General features: G+C 69.6%; 20 protein-coding genes, 1 tRNA gene, 1 pseudogene and 1 CRISPR repeat array. Of the genes and pseudogenes, 9 read left to right on the top strand and 13 right to left on the bottom strand.

Going from position 1 to position 20,846, the window contains the following annotated elements; all coding sequences use genetic code 11:
- The 4 genes from cas1 to cas6 form a co-directional block, all read left to right on the top strand.
- A partial coding sequence (gene cas1 / locus AB0H37_RS38415; protein ID WP_360617562.1) for a CRISPR-associated endonuclease Cas1 occupies positions 1–939 on the top strand: 939 nt, incomplete at its 5' end.
- A gap of 5 nt (positions 940–944) precedes the next feature.
- Positions 945–1,235: a hypothetical protein gene (locus AB0H37_RS38410; protein ID WP_360617560.1), complete on the top strand. Its 291-nt coding sequence runs from the start codon at positions 945–947 to the stop codon at positions 1,233–1,235.
- On the top strand, positions 1,232–1,513 hold the full coding sequence (locus tag AB0H37_RS38405; RefSeq protein ID WP_360617559.1) for a hypothetical protein: 282 nt from the start codon (positions 1,232–1,234) through the stop codon (positions 1,511–1,513). The genes AB0H37_RS38410 and AB0H37_RS38405 overlap by 4 nt, the downstream gene beginning before the upstream one ends.
- 63 nt (positions 1,514–1,576) lie before the next feature.
- Entirely contained in the window at positions 1,577–2,380 is an 804-nt protein-coding gene (cas6, locus tag AB0H37_RS38400; protein ID WP_360617558.1) for a CRISPR system precrRNA processing endoribonuclease RAMP protein Cas6, read from the top strand.
- Between the two features lie 978 nt (positions 2,381–3,358).
- On the opposite strand, the gene AB0H37_RS38395 is transcribed toward cas6, so the two are convergent.
- From AB0H37_RS38395 to AB0H37_RS38360, 8 genes are read right to left on the bottom strand one after another with little or no spacing between them, the layout of a single operon-like run.
- Positions 3,359–4,582, bottom strand: a complete 1,224-nt coding sequence (locus AB0H37_RS38395; protein WP_360617557.1) for an RAMP superfamily CRISPR-associated protein — start codon at positions 4,580–4,582, stop codon at positions 3,359–3,361.
- On the bottom strand, positions 4,579–5,997 hold the full coding sequence (locus tag AB0H37_RS38390) for a hypothetical protein (protein WP_360617555.1): 1,419 nt from the start codon (positions 5,995–5,997) through the stop codon (positions 4,579–4,581). Before AB0H37_RS38390 ends, AB0H37_RS38395 begins: the two co-directional genes overlap by 4 nt.
- Positions 5,994–6,917 (bottom strand): hypothetical protein, encoded by a 924-nt coding sequence (locus tag AB0H37_RS38385; RefSeq protein ID WP_360617554.1) that lies wholly within the window; start codon positions 6,915–6,917, stop codon positions 5,994–5,996. The genes AB0H37_RS38390 and AB0H37_RS38385 overlap by 4 nt, the downstream gene beginning before the upstream one ends.
- The gene (gene cmr6 / locus AB0H37_RS38380) at positions 6,914–7,801 is read right to left on the bottom strand and encodes a type III-B CRISPR module RAMP protein Cmr6 (RefSeq protein WP_360617553.1); all 888 of its coding nucleotides are present in this window, start codon (positions 7,799–7,801) and stop codon (positions 6,914–6,916) included. The genes AB0H37_RS38385 and cmr6 overlap by 4 nt, the downstream gene beginning before the upstream one ends.
- Positions 7,794–8,273 carry a type III-B CRISPR module-associated protein Cmr5 gene (locus AB0H37_RS38375; RefSeq protein ID WP_360617552.1) on the bottom strand — a complete coding sequence of 160 codons (480 nt, stop codon included), beginning with the start codon at positions 8,271–8,273 and terminating at the stop codon, positions 7,794–7,796. Before AB0H37_RS38375 ends, cmr6 begins: the two co-directional genes overlap by 8 nt.
- Complete coding sequence (gene cmr4, locus AB0H37_RS38370) at positions 8,270–9,148, bottom strand: type III-B CRISPR module RAMP protein Cmr4 (protein WP_360617550.1); 879 nt, start codon at positions 9,146–9,148, stop codon at positions 8,270–8,272. The genes AB0H37_RS38375 and cmr4 overlap by 4 nt, the downstream gene beginning before the upstream one ends.
- The gene (locus tag AB0H37_RS38365) at positions 9,145–10,233 is read right to left on the bottom strand and encodes a type III-B CRISPR module-associated Cmr3 family protein (RefSeq protein WP_360617548.1); all 1,089 of its coding nucleotides are present in this window, start codon (positions 10,231–10,233) and stop codon (positions 9,145–9,147) included. The genes cmr4 and AB0H37_RS38365 overlap by 4 nt, the downstream gene beginning before the upstream one ends.
- Positions 10,230–12,104 (bottom strand): type III-B CRISPR-associated protein Cas10/Cmr2, encoded by a 1,875-nt coding sequence (locus AB0H37_RS38360; protein WP_360617546.1) that lies wholly within the window; start codon positions 12,102–12,104, stop codon positions 10,230–10,232. The genes AB0H37_RS38365 and AB0H37_RS38360 overlap by 4 nt, the downstream gene beginning before the upstream one ends.
- Before the next feature lie 636 nt (positions 12,105–12,740).
- On the opposite strand from AB0H37_RS38360, the gene AB0H37_RS38355 reads away from it, so the two are divergent.
- From AB0H37_RS38355 to AB0H37_RS38335, 5 genes are all read left to right on the top strand, one after another.
- Complete coding sequence (locus AB0H37_RS38355; protein WP_360617545.1) at positions 12,741–13,277, top strand: SAVED domain-containing protein; 537 nt, start codon at positions 12,741–12,743, stop codon at positions 13,275–13,277.
- Between the two features lie 111 nt (positions 13,278–13,388).
- A CRISPR array of direct repeats spans positions 13,389–13,703; the repeat unit is 36 nt; unit sequence GTTTCAATCCGATGCGGTTTTGTTGAGCGCTGCGAC.
- Between the two features lie 694 nt (positions 13,704–14,397).
- A tRNA-OTHER gene (locus tag AB0H37_RS38350) sits at positions 14,398–14,482 on the top strand.
- A gap of 258 nt (positions 14,483–14,740) precedes the next feature.
- Positions 14,741–14,980 (top strand): transposase family protein, encoded by a 240-nt coding sequence (locus tag AB0H37_RS38345; RefSeq protein WP_360617544.1) that lies wholly within the window; start codon positions 14,741–14,743, stop codon positions 14,978–14,980.
- A gap of 78 nt (positions 14,981–15,058) precedes the next feature.
- On the top strand, positions 15,059–15,655 hold the full coding sequence (locus AB0H37_RS38340; RefSeq protein WP_360617543.1) for a hypothetical protein: 597 nt from the start codon (positions 15,059–15,061) through the stop codon (positions 15,653–15,655).
- 5 nt (positions 15,656–15,660) lie between these two features.
- Entirely contained in the window at positions 15,661–15,945 is a 285-nt protein-coding gene (locus AB0H37_RS38335; protein WP_360617541.1) for a hypothetical protein, read from the top strand.
- Between the two features lie 856 nt (positions 15,946–16,801).
- Here AB0H37_RS38335 and AB0H37_RS38330 read toward each other — a convergent pair.
- The 5 genes and pseudogenes from AB0H37_RS38330 to AB0H37_RS38310 form a co-directional block, all read right to left on the bottom strand.
- Positions 16,802–16,948: pseudogene (locus tag AB0H37_RS38330) on the bottom strand (BldC family transcriptional regulator); the annotation flags it as partial.
- A 95-nt stretch (positions 16,949–17,043) separates the two neighbouring features.
- Entirely contained in the window at positions 17,044–17,844 is an 801-nt protein-coding gene (locus AB0H37_RS38325; RefSeq protein ID WP_360617540.1) for an SAM-dependent methyltransferase, read from the bottom strand.
- Positions 17,845–17,970: 126 nt separating this feature from the next.
- The gene (locus tag AB0H37_RS38320) at positions 17,971–18,765 is read right to left on the bottom strand and encodes a hypothetical protein (RefSeq protein WP_360617538.1); all 795 of its coding nucleotides are present in this window, start codon (positions 18,763–18,765) and stop codon (positions 17,971–17,973) included.
- Positions 18,762–19,355 carry a hypothetical protein gene (locus tag AB0H37_RS38315; protein WP_360617537.1) on the bottom strand — a complete coding sequence of 198 codons (594 nt, stop codon included), beginning with the start codon at positions 19,353–19,355 and terminating at the stop codon, positions 18,762–18,764. The genes AB0H37_RS38320 and AB0H37_RS38315 overlap by 4 nt, the downstream gene beginning before the upstream one ends.
- 140 nt (positions 19,356–19,495) lie before the next feature.
- Positions 19,496–20,770 carry a tetratricopeptide repeat protein gene (locus tag AB0H37_RS38310; RefSeq protein ID WP_360617536.1) on the bottom strand — a complete coding sequence of 425 codons (1,275 nt, stop codon included), beginning with the start codon at positions 20,768–20,770 and terminating at the stop codon, positions 19,496–19,498.
- Positions 20,771–20,846 lie beyond the last annotated feature (76 nt).

Below are 20,846 nucleotides of genomic sequence, written 5' to 3'. Positions count from 1 at the left end.
GTGGCGCTCAAGGACGGAGAACTGCGCGCCTCGGCGCCACTGACGCAGATCTCTGAAGTGGTGCTATCGGGGCAGGTGGGAATCTCCACCCAGGCCCTGCACGCGCTGCTCTCCCGAGACATCCCCCTCATCCTGCTCTCGGGCACGGGACGGCCGCTGGGCAGAATGGAGCCGCCCGGCGCGGGCCATGTGCTCGCCCGCCGCCGGCAACTGGAACGGCACGCCATCGCCGCCGACCGGGTCGAATTGTCCCGCGTCCTGGTCGCCGGGAAGATCCGCAACCAGCATGTGCTGCTGCGCCGCCGCGCCCGGCGCGCAAACGACCCCGAACTGGTGTGGGATGCCGCCGCGCGGCTGTCGGCGCTGGAGGTCAGGGTCGCCGAGTGCGGTGACGTCGCCCAGGTCATGGGGGTGGAGGGCGGCGCGTCGGGTGTCTACTACCGTGCCTTCTCCAGCGTCCTCGACCCCGCTCTCGGCTTCGCCGGACGTGACCGGCGCCGCGCGGACGTGGTGAACGCCCTCACCAACTACTGCTCGGCCCTACTTCGCGAAACCGTTACCTCCGGCCTGCTCGCCACGGGCCTGGACCCGTACGTGTCCTTCCTGCACACCCCCGCCCGCGGACGTCCGACCTTGGCGTTCGACCTCATGGAGGAGTGGCGGCCGGTACTGCTGGACTCCACGGTGCTGGCGCTCACGGGCCTGCGCGCGGTCACGACGGATGACCTGGAGGACGGCGCAGACGGCCCCTGGCTGTCACCGCAGGCCCGCAGCCAAGCCGTCACCCGATTCCACGCCCGGCTCGCCGCCCCAGCGCGCGGCTGGCCGGCACCGCCCGCGCGCCGCAGCTACGCCGACCAGCTCCGCGCCCAGTGCCTCGCGCTGCGCACCTGGATACTCGGCGAAGCCGAATCGTACGAGCCGTTCGCCTGGAGGTGATCCCGATGGCAGACCCGACCGATCGCAATTCCTGGACCGTGACGTTCGACGTCTCCTCCGACGCCGGACGGCGGGCGGTGAACCGGCTGCTGGCCGGATACGGCCCCCGCGTCCTGTTCACCGTCTACGAGATCGGCGCCGACGCCGCCGAACTGGACGACATCGTCAAGCAGGCGAGCGAGCATCTACGGCCGGGCGACCACCTGCTGGCACTGCCGAACTGCCCTCGCTGCCGGGCGGCGCATCGCGGCGGGACGGACGAGCAGGTCAACCCGCTCGGCTGGGTCGTTCCATGAACGGGCCGGTACTGGTCTGCTACGACGTATTCGACGACGGCCGCCGCGACCGGCTGCGCGCCGCGCTGGACGAGGTCGCCGACCGGTTCCAGCAGAGCGGCTGGCTCATTCCCGACGCGGCCGGCCTCGACGCCCACAGCGCCGCCGCCGCACTCGAAGGGCTGCTCGCCCCCGCCGATCGGCTCCGCATCTACGCGCCCTGCCCCGCGTGCGCGCGCGAGGTCCGGACCGTCCCAGAGGGGCCGCCGCTCGTCCGACCGGCCTGGGTCGCGGACTGACCGGCGCACCGCGACCTCACTAGGGTTCAGTCAGACCCCGACGAGACGAAGGCCGAGGCCCGCATGCCCGCTCGCATCATCGTCCGCCTCGAACCCGCCGGCGGGCGCCCACCCGTCCCCCCGCCGCACACCGGGCCCGCCGTCAACGCCGCGTTCCTGGCCGCTCTGCGCGACACCGGGGAAAGCGACCTGTCGTCGGCGCTGCACGATACGCGTCCCCCAAAACCGTTCGCGCTCACCCCGCTCCTGGACGAGCGGGACCGCCGCGCGGGCGCCGCCGGCAAGCAGGTGCGGTTCGAGATCGGGATACTCGCCGACTCGCTCACCGCCCCTGTACTCCAAGCGCTGGCGGCGACCGGGGACGTGCGGGTGGCCCGCTGCCAGTACCGGATCGCGGCCGTCGAACTGGCCGGGGCCGAACCGTACCCGGAACTCCTCGCCGCCGCAGCCCCCGCCGACCGGTGGACACTGCGGATCGCCACACCGGTCGCGTTCTTCACCGCCCGGGAAGAGGGCGCACGCCGCGTCCGCCCCTTCCCCGAACCCGAATGGGTCTTCTCCGACCTCTACCGCAAATGGAACGCCTTCGCCCCCGACGCTGTACTGGACGAGGCGACACCCCAGATCATCACGCAGAACCTCGAAATCGCCGACTACCGGCTGGCGATGGCCGAGCACCTGCTCAAGGCCGGCGTCCCGCCGGTGCGCGGCAGCCTCGGGCAGGTCGCCTACCGCATCGCCGACACCCGCCGCACCACGCCCGAGGCCCGAGCCGGCGTGGACGCGCTCGTCCGCTTCAGCGCCTACGCCGGCATCGGCGACCGCACCACCATCGGCATGGGCTACGCCGTCCCGCACGCCCGATGACCGAGCCCGAACGTTATGTGCGGCGCGTCCAGGCCCGCCCCTACGGGCCCCGCGAGGTCAGGGCAGGCGGGTCGTCCGGCATGGTGGCAGCGAACTCAGCGTGGGTGAGGCGCATGTTGTGCTCGTCGTGGCCGGAGAACCGCACCGGTCCACCACCGAATGGGTGAGTGTGGACGTCCACCAGGGACATTCCCGTCTCGTAGCAGGCTCGCAGTACTTCCCGCGTGAACTCAGTGTTCACCTCAACGCGGCGACCCCACTGGTCGGTCCAGCGGTTCGCGCGGGCGAGCAGGTAGAGCCATGCATTCGGACGGGGAGTCCAGCAGGTGCTGTTCTGCCGGCCGCCACACCCGGGTAGGCAGGCGCAGGACGCAGCGCATCAGTCCGACGTCCCCAGGTAGGTGCGGATGGCCTCCACGAAGGTGAGTAGGGAGTCCTGTTCGGCGCGCCAGCGGCGTTCGGGGTCCTCCAGCAGTACCAGTGGTAGCCCAGGTGGGAGTAGGGATTGTGGTAGTCGCGGAAGTAGTGGCCCGGCCTGCAATAGGTGTTTGAGACCGGTCCGGCCGCGCACAGCTGGGCTGAAGGCCGACGGTGGACGCTAACGTGGATCGCCGAGTGGACTGGGAGCTTTTCGCGGCTGCCCACGTCCTGGCCCGCGCGCACCGGGTCCTGCCGGCCCTGCTCGTGGCCGTCACGCCGGGCGAGCGTCCCCGCCTATGTGTTCGGTGGGGTTGGTCAGGGATCTTTTCAGCTCGACCGGACGCCATCGGCGCGGCATTGAGGTCGGGCACGTAGGGGCCGGGTAGAGGATGGCCGGCAGGTCCCAGGCGGCCCGTCCCGGGTGGCCAGGTAGACCAGCAACCGGCTCATGCGGCGGTCAAGGCTCGCCTGGAATGCACCCTGCCTGGGCCCGCACTACTCTACGATCTCCCCGTCTGCACTCATCTGCCAATTGCTGACCCCAACCATCGAAGCGTTCTAGTGAATTTGGGGACCGAATGCTTTGTCGACTTCGTCGAACCAGCGGTCGAGTTCAGCACGGACGTTCGATTGAGACGGTTTTTGAACCGCTTGCACTCGGTTCTCAAGTTTGGCCTGGAGGCTGACCTGTTCGGGTAGCCATTCGGCGTGAAATGCTAGGGAACCGAGAATCCAGTGGCCGTTTTCGACGGTGACGCGCAGCCACAGGGGTGATGCGCGGCGGGCCGGTTTGCCGTCGACGACGGGTTCTACGGTGACGGAGCCGGGTTCTCCGATCTCGCTGTAGACGACGGGCAGGCCGAGCGCCCCGTCGTTGAACGGGCCGCGTGGCGGCTGGCTTCGCCGATGGGGGTGAGCGATCTTTCGGAAGCCTTCCGTGTTGGGCAAGGAGAAGGGGCCGCTGGACACGAAGGCGGGGTCAGGCTTGCGGGAGTGCCGGAAGGTCCGGAGGAAGCCGCCGACTTCGTTGAGCGCATTGGCGACATCGCGTCCTTGCTTCAACCTGTACTGGGCGGTGCGGTACTGGCCGGGCGCGAAGCACGGGTAAGGGGCGGGGCCGTCGAACTCCGGTCCAGGGCCGATCTCCCGCTCGTCCAGCGCCGCGGCCGTGCATTCGAGAACGTCGTGCAGGGCGTCGTCGGCGGTGCCGGAGAACCAGGACGGGTCGAACCGGCCTCCGGGCATGTCGGGTGGGGAGCCGATGGCGAGGGTGCCGAAGCCGCGGCGGCTTCGGGATCCCAGGCCGCCGTAGGTGCACAGGGCCCAGAGGGCGGCGAGGAACAGGTCGGCGTGGGCGGGCTTGCCCAGGTTGCGCACGCGGACGGGCACCGGACCGGGGTCGAGTCTGCGCGCCCATCGCCCGTCCTCATCGGCGTTGATGAGGCCGGGCCCCATGAGGTAGCCCTCGCCGGGCAATGGCTTGTCGGGCGGTTTGCCGACCGTGATCCGGCCTGCGCGCAGCAGGATGCGGGAGGGTCGGGCCGGGCCGAAGTCCTTCGCGGTGCCGAAGACGTCGGTCTCGGCCTCCAGCAGCTTCTCGGCGGAGTTCCCGATGTGGGGTCCGGCGAGGGCCCGCAACCAGTACGCGAGGATTCCGCGCAGGCTGGGAACCGGGAAAGGGATGTCCCTGGGCTCGGTCTTCTGCCCGGGGAACCTGCCGAGGTAGGCGGGCGTGACCGTGCGCAGGTCGAGGTCGTGCCAGGTGAGGTGATCGGGCTTCATGCTGTGGTCCCCCGTCTCCAGCGGACATGGGCGAGTGGTGCGGTGATCGGCTGGTCGTCCCAGAGGATCTGCAGGAACACGCCGACGACGAAACTCCAGGCAGTGGCGGCGAGCACGATCTGCCAGGGGGCCAGTCCGTCCCGTGAGCATCCGGCGGACGTCCACCAGCACGACAGGCGCAGGTCGGTGTTCTGCGGGGCGGAGGTAAAGGCGGGCACAATGGTGCGCAGGCCGATGAGGGAGACCAGGAAGGCGTGCAGGAATCCTGCGATGGCGATTCCGCCGGTGCGCAGCAGCAAGGATCGGCCGCGGACTCCGTGATTGGCGACCTCGGTGAGCAGGTAGCCGACCCCGAGGGCGACCAGCAGCGCGATCGCCTGCCCCAGCAGGGCGGGATCGGCCTTCCACCACCAGTCGGCGGGTAGCGCGCCGAGGGCGAGCAGCCCGACGGCGGACCCGGCGGGCTGGCGCAGCAGCCACGGCCATCCGAGCGGCGGGCCGGCGGCGACGCCGGCGGCGATCACCGCGTAGCCGAGCGTGGCGAGGACGGCGGCGGCCGTGTACCCGTGATACGACCACCCGTGGCAATCGGCGACGGCGATGCCGAAGGCGGCCACCGCCGCGGTCAGGATGGCCGCAGCGGACCACCAGTGCACGGTGCTCCGGCGTCCCTCGGTGGCGCGCACCAGGGCTCGCGATGCGCGCCAGGAGAAGCGGGGCAACAGCAGCCGGGTCACCACGTATCCGCTGATCGCCGAGCGCGGAACGGCGTCTCCGGAGTCGGGGACGGCGGTGCAGGGCGGGGCCGCGTTCGATCCCACATCGACCGTGGCCAGGTCGGCGGCTTCGGTCTCCATGTCCAGGACGGCCAGGGCCGGATAGTCGTCGATTCCGGCCAGAACGGTGAGCCACTGCTCGCGCGCCTGTCGTGCCTGCTGAGCGCGGGAGGGGATCCGTCGGCGTTCGATGTCGGGCGGCAGGCCGGTGACGGTAGGACGGTCCGGTGCCGACAGCAGTTTCCAGCGGGTGCGGGCCAGACGGGCCGCGCCGATCGCGGTGGAGCGGTCGTCGACGCCGGGTACCTGCCGGTCTGCCGCGAGTTCCAGCCACGCGGTGTACAACTCGACGAGCATGCTCCACCGCTGGTGGCTCTGCTCGTTGAGGGCGAAGTGGGAGACGATGGCGCCGGGGTTGTCGGCGAACAGCCGCCAGGCTTGCTGGAGGTCTGCACCCGGGAGGTTCTCGAGGTCGGTGAGCAGGTCTCGCCACCTGTGTACCCGCTCGGCCGAGTCGGCCGCCAGGGCGGCATCGATCACCTGGCGGCGGTGACGGCACAGGGCTTTGGCCAGTGCCCGGACGAGGCAGGTGGCACTCGTGTCCTGGTCGGGGAGGGCGACCAGCTCGGCGAGGTTCACGGGCCCCCGTCGCCGGCGTCGGAGAGCACCGGCCCGCCCAGGACGGCGAGATGGCCATGACCGAACTCCGTCAGCACCGCCCTCCCATCGGGGGTCTCCTTCCACGCCACGCCCCGGTGAGCGCCGCCGACCGGCACCCGTCCCTTCAGCTTGACCGTGGACAGTTCCTCGCGCATCGCGGACAGGTACCCGTCCGGGAAACGCCGCAGATCTATCCGGTCGGGCCCTTTGGCTCCGTCCTCCTCGTCGAAGATGTACCAGGCGGACGTACGCACCGGCTTCCGCGAGTAGATGATCTCGGTCATCGTCAGGGTGTGCAGGAGAGTGATCTTGAAGCCGCCGGTCAGGTGGACCTCAAGCGGCCCGCCCAGGTCGAAGGCTGCGCGCAGCACCTGCCCGATCGCGGCCACGGCGTCGCGCAGGCCGCTGGTCCGGGGAGCGAGCCGGGGTATCCGCACGACGGTGACGCGGCCGCCGGGCAGCCGCTCGGGGAGGTCCAGGGCGGACTCCTCGTCGGCCGGGGCCGAGATGCATCCGATGAGGCCGGTGTCTCCTCCCGCCATGATGTACGCGGTCGTCAGCGCGGCGGCCATGCCCTCGTCGGTGTCGGACGCCAGCAGCACGATCCGGTGCCCGGCGCCGAGCAGGACGGGCGGTGGCTGAGGGCCGCGGACGGCCAGCGTGTTGACCTCGGCACAGACCCGCGGGTTCCAGCCGGGCAGCCGGGAGGCGACCGCCTTCGTCTCCAGCGCATCGGCCCAGGCGGCGACGGCCTCGCCGTCGTCCCTGAGCCGGGCCAGCGGCCACCATGCCTTCTCAGCGTCCGCGAACCGACCGGGCACGACGCCCGGCGGGCAGTAGTCCTGCTTGCGCAGCCCGTCGTGGACGGACCGGCCGCACGGAACGACGTAGGTGGTCACTGCTCCTCCTCCGAAGTGAGCGGGCGAGCCGTGAAGTACCCGTAGCCGGACGCGGTCTTGGCGCCGACACCGAGTTCGCCGACGGCCTCGGCCAGCAGTTCGGCCGCCTGACCGACCAGGTCCGCAGGGCCCGCCAAGTGTGTGACGAACCAGCCCCGCTCCACCCCCAGGAACGGGATCGGCACCGGGTTGACGTGCTCGCCGGGCGGCTCGGGACCGTCACCGGCGGCGCTGCGGTAGCCGCGGGTGTGCGGGGTGAGCACCTGCGAGGTGACCTGGACGCCGTATCGCCAGGGCAGCGCGTCGAAGAACGCCACCCGGCCGCGCACCGAGTCCTCGGCCTCGGGGGCCGCGCCGAAGATCTCGCTGATCCGGGCGGCGGGGAAGCCGAACTGCCGGGCCCATTCCCGTGCGACGCCCTTCAGGGTGCTGCCGGGCAGGATCGGCCAGCCGTAGGTTCCGTGCAGCTCTATCCCGACGTCCCGGACCCCGCCGGCTCCGGTGCCGGTCACAACGGCACTCTCGGCGGCCAGTCCGAGCGTACGGACCGCCGTCGCGCCGTCCTCCAGTGCGGCCAGGGCCGCCGCCCGGCGGCGGGTCACCGCGGCCAGCAGCTTGGCGGACTCACTCGGAGTGTTGCCGGGAGGCGGGCGGGTTCCGACGCGCGGCCCCTGCCCCAGGTTGGTTTCGACGGCCCACCGGTGAACGGGCCCGTCGTCCAGTTCGAACTCCTCGTTCGCGTACGTCAGGTAGGCGGTGCGCAGGAGGACCAGCCGGGCGTTCGCGGTGGACAGCTTCCCCTTCGCTCCTCGCCACAGCTCGCCGACTCCGGCCCTGCCGGGGTGGCGTAGCCCGATCGGGCCGGTGAGCATTTGCTCAGTCATCGGCCCTCGCGTCCTCTCGCTGGTCCTGACGCTTCTTCGCGGAGCGCTCCTGCTCGCCGTCCAGGGCCTCGGCCAGCCGGCGCAGCCAGACGCTGAACTCCTGCAGGCGCAGGGTGACCTGGATGAGGACCACCGGGTCCTCCTGGACCTTCCCGGTAAGCCGGGTCAGGAAGGCCAGGTCTACGGCTTGATCGGCCTCGTCCTCTGGCCAGTCCAGCACCGCGCACGTCTCGGCGCGCAGGGCGGCGCCGACGATGGCGTACGCCCGGCCCAGCGGCTTGTCGCCCTTGCCCTTGGCGGCGTGGAAGGCGAGCGTGGGCAGCGGGCCACTGGTGCGCAGCTGGGCCGGCAGCCTGGCCAGCCGCGTCAGGATCTGGCCGGAGACGATCTGGTTCTCGGACGTGCCGCGGATCTCGGCGAGCACCTTCATGGCGGTCGCGGCCACGTCGACGTCGGCTCGTTGCAATGTCATGCCCCGGCCTCCGCGCCCAACTGCAGGCGGCACCACATCAGGCCCTTGCCGATGCTCTCGTCGCCGCCGACGCGCAGCACCCTGGAATCCAGCACCGCCAGTTCCGCCAGATCCTCCGGACGCCCTTCCAACAACGCCGCCAGCAGTGTCTCGCTGGGCAGGTACTCGCTGTAGAACGGACCGTGCTGGACGGTCTTGGTGGGGTTCCCGTCCTCGTCCTCCGCGCCGAGTTGGACGCGGGCGACGATCGGGGCGCAGTCCCTGCTGACCGCGGCCAGCAACCCATCCGCGCCGCAGCACAGTTCCTTGCCGAGCTTGGTCTTCAGGTAGTCGTCGACGGCCTCGGGCAGAGCGAGTTCGGCCAGGGCCTCAGCGAAGGTTTGCAGCGCGGAGTTGTGCTGGGTCGCCTGGACGTACTGCCCCAGCACGATCTTGTCCCGTCTCGTGCGCGACGTCAGGCAGGTGATGTCGTCAGGGTCCGTTCCGCCCGTCGCCGGAATCTGTACCCCGGCGAGCCCGGCCTTGCGTGCCAGGCGGGAGCGGACCAGCGGCGAGGTGACCCAGCTGAACGTGCCCTCAAGTGTGGGAACGGGGAAGGCCACCAGCTGCGCCTCGTGGACGCGCAGCGACCCGGGTCTGGTGCTACCGCCGCCCCGGGGCGGCCTGGAGCCGAACGTCTTCACCCACCGGGCCTCCGGGAGCCGGTCGCGGAAATGCTCGCGCAGCGCCCCTTTCAGGCTTTCGCCCTTGATGATCGGCAACCCGGTTGCCACCTCGCGCTGGATCGGCAGATCCACCGCCCCGGCCGCGGTGTCGCCGCCCGGATGGATGGGCGTCTCGGCGTACATGAACAGCAGCGCCCGTTGGAGGGTCACGGCGCATCCCACCTTCCGGTGAAGGCGAGCCCGAAGCCCGCGGTGCTCAGCCAGTTCCGGCCGTTGATCAGTTGCTGGTCCAGCGGCTCGTACCGCAGGGACTCGGCGGCATCCGCTGCCGCCGCCTCACTGGGGAACCGCAGGTAGTAGACGCTTCCGGCGGGCACGGCCCACATCAGCAGCCCGTCGCCGACCGACCCGTCGGACCGCCGGGGCGTCGCGGTGGTGACCACCTGGGGACGCCCCACCGCGGCGGCGACCAGAGTGGTGCCGGGCCACCGCGCCAGGTCCGGTCTCCAGCCGCCGCCGGGAAAGATCGCGGGCGTGGCCAGATACAGCAGGAGCCGTCCGCCGTCGAAGCCGCCCGGAGGTTCGGGGACGGTGAGGTCGGGCACCTCGTGCACCTGCGCCCGTTTGCCGCGGCCGCCGAAGTTCACCATCCCCGCCAGAGAATGGTCCGGCCCGCCCAGGCACCGGGCCGCCAAGCCGTGATCACGGGCGAACCGCAGGTGCTCGGCTGCGTACAGCATGCTGTCCTTGGCGGTGCGGTCGTCCTCCCGCGCCAGCCCCACGCGACGTTCGGTGCACCACGGCTCATCGGGGAGCGGCTGCGCCACCGTCCCCCCGTGCAGGTATTCAGTGAGGGCCTGCTCGTCCCACCAGCCTGTGACGGGCTCGCTGTCCTGGCCGCCATCGTCGAGGAGCAGTTCGACCTCGCCGGACAGGTCGTGCTCGGCATCACCCGGATCGACCAGCGACAGCCGCTCGATGCCGCCGTACACCGCGACGGCATCGGCGGGCACCGGCCACCGGCCCTCCCAGCCGTCGCCGGCCCGGCACACCGTGAACGGACCCTGCACATGCGAAGGCAGAGTCCGTCCCCTGGCATCGGACCCGGACGCGGAGCGGGCAGCGCCCGGCGCCGCGCCGTAGGCGGCGCCGATCGCACCCGCCATGGTCGTCGGGGTCGGCGTGACCGTCCTCGACTGGGACTGCGCACCGGCGTCGAAAGCGCGACCATCGCGCACGATCACCGTGTCCAGCGGCTCCAGGACGACCCACCGAACGCGGGCCGACGCCGTCACCAGTCGCTCTCGGCGCTCAGGAACTGGGCCACCAGCGCGGCGCCGGACGGCGGACCCCCGCCGTGCCCCGTCCTCATCAATTCCGGCAACGCCGCGGCGCCCTGCTCGGAAACACCATGCCGGACGGCCCGGCGGGTCAGCTCCATCTTCAGCCACTCCTCGTTCAGGGTGGACAGCTCGTCTCGATCGCGCTCCAGGCCCATCGCCAGCCGCGCCGACAAGGCGCCGCCGCGCATCGAGTCCACGAGGGTCTCCAGGTGCTCCAGGACATCTCCGCCGGACGGGGTGTGCCAGCGCGAGATCCAGGTGGCGCGTTCCCCGCCACGGCGCATGACCGTCACGCCCAGACCGGGCCGATGGTGCTTCTTGGCTTCTCCCAGCAGCTCCTGTGCGGCGGCCACCGCCGACTGGAGCGGGGACGAGACATGGAAGAACACCACGGCCGTGCTCGCCGTCGCGTCCGGCAGCCCGTGAGCCAGCGCCTGCTGGAACGCGCCGTAGGACGCGCGGGCCGCCTTCATCGCGTAAGCGAGGGGCACCAGTGTCAGCAGATCGTCGCCACCCGCATACACCACCCGGCCCAGATGATCCGGCGCCTCTACGGCATCCCGTTGAAGCTCACCCGCCGCCCGTAGCGCCCGTGACACCTTGCCGTGCCAGCCGCGCAACGCATGCCCCAGGTCGGTGCGGCCGAGCGACTCGCCCATATGGTCGGCGTCCTGCGCGATCACCGCCAGATACGCGGACGGCGCCGCCACCGCCGCACGCTCCGCCGCTCTCCGCAGATCCACCGCAGCAGACCTGCCCAATCCGCAGATGTCGCCGTCCGGCTCGGCGGAAAGGCCGTGGTCCAGCCGCAGTGCCTCGGGATCCCAGGTCGCCGGCTCGCACCAGGAGCCCTCCACCGACCGCAGCCACTGCAGGACGGGATCGTCCCGACGGGGTATGCCGGGCAGGTCCCCGCCGCGCCAGCTCACCGTGACCGGCTGGCCCGCATCGCCCGACCGCAGGTCGTCCCGCAGCATCTCAGCCGCATCGTGCAGGTCCTCGACCGCGCGGCGAAGCCCCTCGGACTCGGACGCAGCGGCGATGATCCCCGCCCGGTACGGAGCGGACGCGATCGACCAGGTCGACGGGAAGCGCTCCGCTCCCCGATAGCCGCGCTTGATACGGCCCATCTTCGACAGGTATTCGCCCCGCCGCCCCGGACCCGGCGCCCGCGTCCCGGGCCACCGGCCCGTCAGCGTGCAGACCCGTTGAACGGCGACTGGGGCGAAGGCGAAGTCGCGGGACCGTTTGCGCTGCGCCAGCAACTTCTGGGCCCGGCTCCACTGCCCGGCATAACCGTCGGCCTCCGGCGGGACCGCGACCCACTGGACGTCCGGAAATCCCGTCACTTCGTTCTGTGGGTCGTGTGCGCGCCACGCCTCGCGCGCCGCGTCGGCCATCCTCCTGGCAAGCCCGCCGCCCTCCCCGGGCGGCGCCACGGCGACCACCCGGTTGGGCATGCCGGCCGGATCATCCTCGCCGCCGGGCCCGCCCGTCAACGGGAGAATCAGCCGCCCGTCCGGGACCGCCCCGACGAGGGCGCTCGCCAGCTCCGACATCAACCGGCTGGAGACGAACAGGTCAGCCGTACGGCGTGATTCCCCAACAAAACGCTGCACCCCCGGCAGCGTCACGATCACCAGATCCTGCGGGCCAAAGTCCTCGTCAGAAACAACCGACATACCGTTCCCCCTGCTCAGGCAGCGAACGCCGGAACCTGTGGGCCGTTCGCGGGAGGCCGCCTGCGCTTGCGCAATCCATATCGCCGGCGCGCGCCTGCAGCATCGTCCGCCCTCTACGGCCGCCGCCAAAGCGACCTGCACGCCGGTAGGCTCGGCGCTCGTTCAAGATCAATATGCAGCGCTGGTTGCAGCACGTCCGGACCGGCACCGCATGCACCTGCATGCGTCCCCGCCTTCCACTTCCGTCTTCCATCCCGTTCTGATGGACGAATCGCGCCATGCGCTCCGCCGCAGAGCCTGAAACGTGCAAACCCGTTTCATTCGTTGAACGTCCGTGGAAACCCGGAAATTGCTTCGGTGTTTCTCGGCCCCTTAAACACTTCGCAGTGGAACCCTAATCGATACAACTCGATGCGCCATCGAGAACACGTGAGCGTCGCCTGTCCGGAAGTGGCCTCGCATCGACGATTCAATGTCATATAGCCTCCCCAGAAGTCGCATGGTGGAAGCCGCGCATCGCCTCACGGGAAGCCGATGGGGGCCAGCCTGTGAGAACCGAATCCGACTTCCGGCAACGTCCTGACGCTCCGGCCTGCGGAACTTGGATAGCCGATCACCGGCATGGTTCTCGACCACGCGGAGGATAGGGGCCTGACGATACGGTCGCATGCCCGCGACAGGACTCGTGTCCGGTACCGTCCCTCCCGCAGCAACGACGCCAGCCTTGGCTCGACCGCGCGGCCGAACACCGAGGCCCTGACCCCGCCGGCCCCGGCCATGTCGCTGCCGGCGGCCACCCACGCCCACGCCCGAGGCGTCATGGTGTACGAACCGCACCATGACGACGGCGTCCCGTCCCATTTCCCCGCCGCCCTGCTCAAAGCCACCGACTCGGCAGGCGGGCCGCTCAACATCGACGGCATGGAGAAAACCGACGGCGGCGACCCCACCGCCACCGCGCTCGCACTGGACCTGCAAGCACGCGGAGAAGCATTCTTCGCCCCCGTCCGGAAAACCTGCCAGGAGGACGGCATCGGCAACCTGCTCCGCCTGAGCAGCCGGGTAAGCCGACTGCCCGAGAACACCGAAACCTTCACCGCGGCCATCGAACAGATCTGCCGTACCTGGTTCGAAACGCATCTACCGGACGGCGCCCGCACCGGCCAGCACGCCATCTTCCTCAGCGGCCCGGTAGCCATCGCCGTCGCCCTCGGCGCACGCCTGGCCTCCGCCGACCACGGCCGCTGGACCGCCTACACCTACGACGCCGCCAACAACACCTACGAACGCTTCCCGCCCTCACCCTCCACCTGATCCCGACAAAACGCAGGCCGCAACATATCTACTCCAATTAAAATCCCGAGAAGACTCGGCAGCCCATCAAAGGGTCGCCGAGTCTTTTGCATAATTCGCCACATTTCATCGAGAAAATGAACCGGCAGTTTTGTTGAGCGCTGCGACGGACTTCCCGGACTCGGTGTTCCGGTGCCTTATCAGGTTTCAATCCGATGCGGTTTTGTTGAGCGCTGCGACGACATGACCATTAGTAGTGGTATGTGGACAGTCGCGTTTCAATCCGATGCGGTTTTGTTGAGCGCTGCGACTTGGCTACGCATGGACGGCAGGAGTGCCCTTCGAGTTTCAATCCGATGCGGTTTTGTTGAGTGCTGCGACAGTAGAAGTTCCAATCGAAGGAGGCGCGTGGTTTCAATCCGATGCGGTTTTGTTGAGCGCTGCGACAGTACCTCAGATTATGGGGGCCTGACCTGCGGGTTTGCAAGATCATGCGCCAACCTCCTTGGAAGCGATCTTGGAAAGGCGCTAGAAATGATCTTCGAGGTGAAGTTTGCGCAGGTGGGACCAGCTTCTGGGGGTGTGCGCCAACCTCCTCGCAATTTACAGAATGGTCGAATGACGGTGCGCTGGCCACGTGCGGGAGTGGAACAAGAGGGGGTGTCGGCGTCTTGACGGCTGAGCCGGGCACTACGGCACAACCAGTCGGGAGTGGCTGGCTGGCGTCGGAGGCCTGCCATGCCAATCCGGGCCCGGAACGGCCGTGGTGGCGCAGACGACCTCGCAGCCGACGCCGGTCAGACGCAGTCACGGGTGTGGGACACGCAACTCGCCTACCATGTCGATCACATCGCCCATGGTTCCTTCCGATGCCTTGGCTTCCCGGCAGCTGCCCACGCACCCTCCCAGTTTCCCACGTCGTCCCCAACTCTCATAGCCGTGTGCAGCCCCGAACCGGGGCCGTTGCTACGGAGGGCCCAATCGAGGGCCTGGAAGGGACCTGCGCCGACGGCGAAGAAGCCCTTGATCAGCAACCCGTGTGGGGGCCGATGGGGGGCCGGAGCGGCGCGGGACTGGGCCGGACCCCCGGGCATCCATACGCACTCCTATCTGGATGTACCGGACTCTGGATCATGGAATTGGATCTCGGATCACCCGAACCAGGGGACTGCTAGTGCGGTTTGGGTGCAAGCCCATCCGGGGTTCGAATCCCCGATCCTCCGCCACTTCCTAGCGCCTCCGTCGAGCGGGGCTGATGCGTTCTCAGGTGCTGAGATGAGCCGGTGGATCGGCAGGCCAACGGCATCCGGGGTTGGGAACGACGAACGCGTCCCCGATGATCTTGGGTGTCTAAGCCAGTCGATCAAGACAGGGACGGCGTTCGCGTGTGATCCTCCCCGATCGACGCTCTGGTTCGCCACTGCGAGGGCGTCGTCCTTCCATGTCCCGCCACCGACCTGCCCGGCCTGCCGGCACTGGTGCAGGTGCAGGTGCTGGAGCGCATTCCCGATCCGCGGCGTCGCCGCGGCCGCCGGTACCGGCTCGGCCCCATGCTGGCGTTGTGCCTGGTCGCCGTGCTCAGCGGCGCCACGACCGTGGCCAAGATCGGCAGGATCGCCGCGGAACTGGATGCACGCGTACTCGCCGACCTGGGGCTCCCGGCGACGCGGCCAGTCGTGACCACGCGGCGTCAGAGCCCTTGGCTCACGGCAGCCTCACAGTAGGGTTGGCCGGTGCCCCCGACCCGATTGCCTCGCTGCCTGCCTCACGCTCCCGGGGAGCCGGACCGCGGCGATGGCCGGGTGTATCTCGGAGCGCCGCTGGAGAAGGTGATGTGGCGGCAGTGGCCGGATGGCACGGCCGCGCCGAGCCCGGTCCTGGTAACGGCCATCCGCAGGTTGGCGGCTCTCCCGGAGTCCCTGAAAGTCGAACTCGGCCGCGAACTGCATGGGATCTTCGTGGGCCCGGGCGGGGTGCCGGATCTGGATTCGATGGAGCACCTGCGGGATCGGGTCCTGCCGAGCGGACGCGGTCGCTGGAATGAATCCGCCGGAGCATATATCGCCAGGTTTGTCCTGATAGGCGATCGACCTACCCCGACACCTGATGTCGTGCTTCACGAGCTCGGACACGCCTTCGACCATGTGCGCGGCGGCGGGCAGATGCTCTCTGACGGAGCTTTGTTCGCAGCGGTCTACCAGACCTGCGTACCCGCTCTGACCTTGCCGGTCCACCTGTTGCCCGACGAGTTGGGGCGGCGCGAGTTCTTCGCCGATGCTTTCGCTGCGCTGGGAGCCGGGGCTACTGTGGAGTTGCTCGGTTGGTTGGGCGGCGAGCGCGAGCTCCTGCTCCTGTTGGTGGCCTACTTCCGCCAGCAGTTTCCAGAGTTGAGGCGGTGACAGGTATGAGGGTGACGTTGCTTGCTGACGGCTCGTTGCGTGTGCCCGACGCCGTTGTCGACCCGGAAGCCGGCGGAATCGCGCACACTACCCGCCACGTTGGCCCTGACCATCCAGCCTACGAACAGCTGAGAAGGCTGGCCGTCCCCGAAGGGGCCCAAGAGGAACCCGGCCCGGAGGACTCCACCCGGCAAGCCGAGCTGGACGCGTTCCTGGACGCGCATGCAGACGCGGGCGATTCGATGCTGCGCCTCCTCGAGTGGCAACTCCGGCATCGCCGCGCGAGCTGATACAGCGCACGATGCTGCGCGCTCTGGGCGCGCACCGTCCGGTCAACGTCCACGGATTTCAGCAGGGTGATCTAGGTCGGCCTGGAGTTCCCCTCGCCGTCGCGGCCGGGTTGTAGGCGGCCGCGCGGATGGCGAACGACGCAGTTGTCGTCACTGACGTCCTGTGGGGTCCGGACGGCGTCCGCGCAGGGCCGGAAGGCACGGACGGGCTCGGCGCCTCCTGTCCGGCGTGTACTGGATGTTCGCGCTCTATGACGGCGGGTGGCAAGTGGGCTCTGGTGTCCTCTGGGCCCCAGCGGTCAGCGACCAGTGGGCTGATGGGACTCGCCCGGCCGGGACGGCGGGGTGACCGGGCGAGGGCCGTGGGCCCGGCCCCCCATAAGCGCCCGGCCGGGCGAGTGTCTCAGGGGCAATCGAGGCGATTTCAGTCCGGTGGGAGCTCCTGCGCATGCCCGCCCTGCGCAGGGCCACGTTCGGGATCTGCCTCGTCGTCGCCGGTCTCGGGTGGATCGGCACGGTGATTGCGGGGTATGAGGCCGGCCGAGGCCAGCACTAGCTGGCTGTAGGCGTTCAGGACATCAATGCACAGATCGTCCATCACCGCGCAGAAGTCGTTGAGCTGGCGGCCGAGGTGTCGCTGCTCGTCGTAGGTCAGTTCGCGTCCCAGGTGGGCGGCGAACCATTCATGGTCGAGGTAGGTCACGGCGAGGTTGTAGATGCCTGCCAGTTCCAGGAGCGCGGCGACCGGGTCGCCGCGGAAGAACTCCTGAACCAGATGCGCGACCGCCACGCGCGGGTGCAGGAAGGTCCCTGGGGCCCCCAGCAGAGGAGTGGGCGGGCATTTGAAGGCGCGGCTGCGGGCGCGTAGCAGTTCGTCGATCTCGGCTTTGAAGTACCGCCGGTGGCCGCCGATGGTGCGGGAGGAGTTGAGTCTCCCGTTTTCCGCCCATCGGGTGACGGTCTTGGTGTCGACGTTGAACAGGCGGGCGACCTGCTGGCCGGTGTAGAACTCGTCAGGGTGACGGCCGGTGACGGATGCTCTCTGTGAGCGCCTCTTGCCGGTGGACGCGCGCTGGCCGCCAGTGCTGTCGGCCGGGCTCATCGGCGCTTGTGGCCGACGGCGGCGTCGGCGTCGACCGGCTCACCGGGAACGCCTGGGTGCTCGGGCCTCCACAGCTGCATGGGCACGACTCCGGGTGCCTCATAGATCGTGTTCCGGAGGAACTCTGCGATCTGGGCGGGGGTGCGGAGCGTCATCGGGGTCGCGGTGCCGCTCTCATTCCATAGACGGACGGCCTCGTCGACGCGGGTGCCGGTGACGTGGTTGGTCGTGCCGTGCAACGCCAGGCAGGAGCCGGGCGGGAGCTCCGCGATCAGGCGGTCAACGATGCTGACCGCCTGCCGCTCGGGGATGAAGTCCAGGGTCCTCAGGATCAGGGCGATCGGTCGAGTCCAGTCCAGGAAGCCCTGGGCCTGGTGAAGGATCCGGTCCGGGTCGCGGGGGTCGGCCTTCTGCGACTGGCACAAGCCCAAAGTGGTGGAGGCGAGCAGGGCACGGGTGTGCGCCAAGACCAGCGGGTCGTCGTCGAGGTAGAGGACCCGGGCGGTGGGGTTGAAGCTATGGACGATCTCGTGGGTGGTGTTGGCGGTGGCCACGCCGGCGCCGATGTCGATGAACCGGTCCATGAGGAGGTCGTAGGTCAGGTAGCTCACCGCGCGTGCCGTGAAATGCCGCGCCGCCCGCACCAGGTCTACGACCTCAGGCATGATCTTCTTGAGGTCATCACCCACCTGGCGGTCCACTGGGTGGTGGCCTGTACCGCCGAGCAGGTGGTCCCATACGCGGGCCAGGTGCGGGACTGTCCCGTCGATCTTCTTGCTGGCGGGTCCTTCGCTCAAGGCGTGACGCCTTCCTGTGAGTGGGTTGATGGAGCAGCGGCCCGGGACATCCCGCAGGTCCCCGCCTTCAGCCCTCTTGGCGGCCGCGCGTGCTCGGCTCGTCCGGCCGGCCTTGGGCCTCGGGTGTCAGGAGAAGACTCGCGGCCGGCCTCCGATGGTGATGTCGGCGCAGACGGGCCTGTTGTTGGACAGGGGTTGGGCTTCTTGGACGACCTCGTATCGGGTCACCCACCCGGGTGGGAGATTGGTGTGGATCCGGTCGCTCCGGTACGACAGCGGGTCCAGTGCGTGGTGGCCCACGGTCGGTCTGTCATCGTGGGCTGCGCCGATGTCGACCAGGCCGGCGGCGTCGAGTTCCTTGGCGGGGCGGTAGTCGAGGTGGCGGGCGACGGTCGCGGCGTCCACGCCGGTGGTGTCCGGGTCGTCGCCGAGCGCAGGCGCGCTGAAGGCCGCGGCGTAGATGACGGGGAGGTGCCGGAACGCGTTCATCATCTCGGCCTCGGCGAGCCGCATGGTCGGGCTGGCCGAGGGTGCATGTCCGACCATGAAGTGCAGGCGGGACGGGTGGCAGGGCACTTCCAGTTCAATGTCGGCGTGAGCGTGCACCCAAGGCGGTCCGAACAGGGAGCGTTTCCTGGTGACCGAAAGACGGTCGTTCTCGCGGACGAGGACGACGATGTTGTGGCCGTAGAACGGCGAGGGGGCGATGTTCCAGCTGGTCATGCCGAGCTCCCGCGCGACATCCTGCACCCGTTGTTTCCGGTGCTCGCCCCATGTCGCCCCCTGCAGCCCGAGAAGGTCGACCTTGAGGGTCTTGAGCAGGGAGATCTGCTGGGTCAGCCTGGAGTCGTCCTCACCGTCGGGTCCAGCGCCGTTGAGGTTGTAGGTGGCCACGCGGAGGGTGAAGGAATCAGGCCTCATGATTGGTGTCCTTTGCGATTCCGGAGGATGTTCGATGGCCTGCGACCGCGCCGCAGCGCGGTACCGCCGGCGGGTTCGCGGACCGCGAGTCTGGAGGTCAGGACCGCCGCTATCAGGCCGATCAGGAGGTGCAGGGCGGCGTCGAGTTCGTAGAGAGCGGTGCCAGGCCCGGAGGCGGCGGGTCTGGGCTTTGTGCCGAGCTTGCGGAGCACGGTGCCCTCGGTGAGGAAGTCGGTGTGCCCGGTCCAGGCCGCCAGCTCTTCCAGGAATCTGCGGCGATCGATCACTGCGTGGGTGCCGCCGTTGACCACCGCGCCGGCCAGCAGCGCAGTGACCGGGATCCGGTAGCCCAGCGACCGCAGCACGATCGCCGCGGCGGCTACTTGTGCGCCGGTGTAGGTCAGGGCGTGGCGGGCGGCGGCCCGGCGCCCGAGCTGGCTGACCGTCAGGGCTTTGGTGTCTGGGCCGCGCGCGACGATCGTCTGTCCGTGCTTCTCCTTGGCGATGGAGTCGTCGCGCCGTTGCAGCCACAGATCGCAGAAGGGATGCAGGGCGATGAACACGACCGCCGCCGCCGCGAACACCCCCATCCTCTCCGCCGTCGGTCCCGCTACCGCTGACGCCGACTCGCCAGGGATCGACGTTCGGACGGTTTTCTTGATCATCAAAAACGTCGCCGTAGCAGCCGTCACCCCCCGTTCCCGCCGCCGGCCGTGCGGGTTCCGCCGCCTCACGCCGTGGCTCCAGCCGAGGGCTCGGCCAGGCCCCGGATGAGCAGGGCTGTGGGATGGCCGCGGGGCAGATCTTTGGTCAGGGGTATGGCGATGTCGAGCGTGCGGGCGGCGACGCCGCGGTCGCCGGTTTGGGTGTGAGCGGCGGCGGTCAGGTAGTGCAGACGGGCCTTGTCGGGGACTGACCAGCCGGAGAACTGCTGCTTGGCCTGGGCGAGGTGCTCCAGGACTCCGGCGGGATCCTCGGCGTCGAGCGCCAGCTGCGCACGGTCCAGGGAAAGGTGGGCGCGCAGATAGGGCTCGTCGTACTCGATGAAGACCCGTTCGGCGGCCTGAAGGTGTTCTTCGGCTTCGTCGTCCCGACCCAGCTTGGCCAGCGCGATGCCGAGATGGCGTTCCAGCAGACCGCGGCCACGCGAGTGCGGCGCCGCTGCGACCCGGTGCAGGGCGAGTCCGTGCTGCAGGACCTCCAGTGCCTTCTGGGGCTGGTTCAGGCGGAGCAGGGCCGCGCCTTGGTCCTTGGCGGCGGCGGCTTGGGTCAGGGTGTCGCCGGCTTCCAGGGCCCGGCGTTCGGCCTGTGCGTGGTGGTCGAGGGCGCGCTTGGGGTGGCCGCAGTGCCGGTCCAGCAGCCCGGCGAAGGCGTGATAGAGGGTCAGCGCGCCGGGGTCTTTGACGTAGTGGGCGCTGTTCTCTCCCACGTTGCAGACCTTCCGCCAGGCGCGGTAGTTGTGCTGGCGGGTCAGGTAGCCCCACAGTGCATCGAGGAACTGCCAGGCCAGCTGGTGCAGGCCGGTTTCGGCGGCCTGGGCTTGGGCGGCGACCAGCGTCGGCATCCAGGTGTGCAGAAGCTCAACCGCCTGGTCCGCGGTGTCGACCGCCGGCGGATGTTCGGGAAGCCAGGTGAAAACGGGGGCGTAGCGGAGGCGGTCTGGGGTGATCAGCCGGTCAAGGTTTGCAGCCCAGAGCAGGTAGTGGCGGACGGTGCGGGCCACGATGCCCACGCGCTCGGCCTTCGGGATCTCGTCGAGCAGGGTGCGGGCGTAGGCGAGCACGCGACTCGGCATCCGCCACTGGTCGGTCCCGGGGTCGTGTTCCAGGACCCCTGCGGCCTGGAGTTGACCCAGGGTGGTGCCGGTGGCCAGTGGGTCGGCCTGCAGCGCGGCCGCCGCCGCGTCGGCGCTGAAAAACGGGCCGCGCGGCAGCGCCAGAACCCGACAGGCGTGCTGCAGGTGCTCGGGCTGAGCCGCGTAGGCGGGTGGGATCACATCACTCAAGATCGTTTTCTCCAAGGTCGTGGGTGGGCCAACGGTTGATCAAGGAGGGCTTTGGCACTAGCTGGGCCGAGTGAGC

This window comes from Actinomadura sp. NPDC023710 (genome assembly GCF_040639875.1).
GTDB classification, from domain to species: Bacteria; Actinomycetota; Actinomycetes; order Streptosporangiales; family Streptosporangiaceae; genus Spirillospora; species Spirillospora citrea.
The sequence above is the reverse complement of the archived record's forward strand: the minus strand, read 5'-3'. Positions and strand labels throughout refer to the sequence as shown.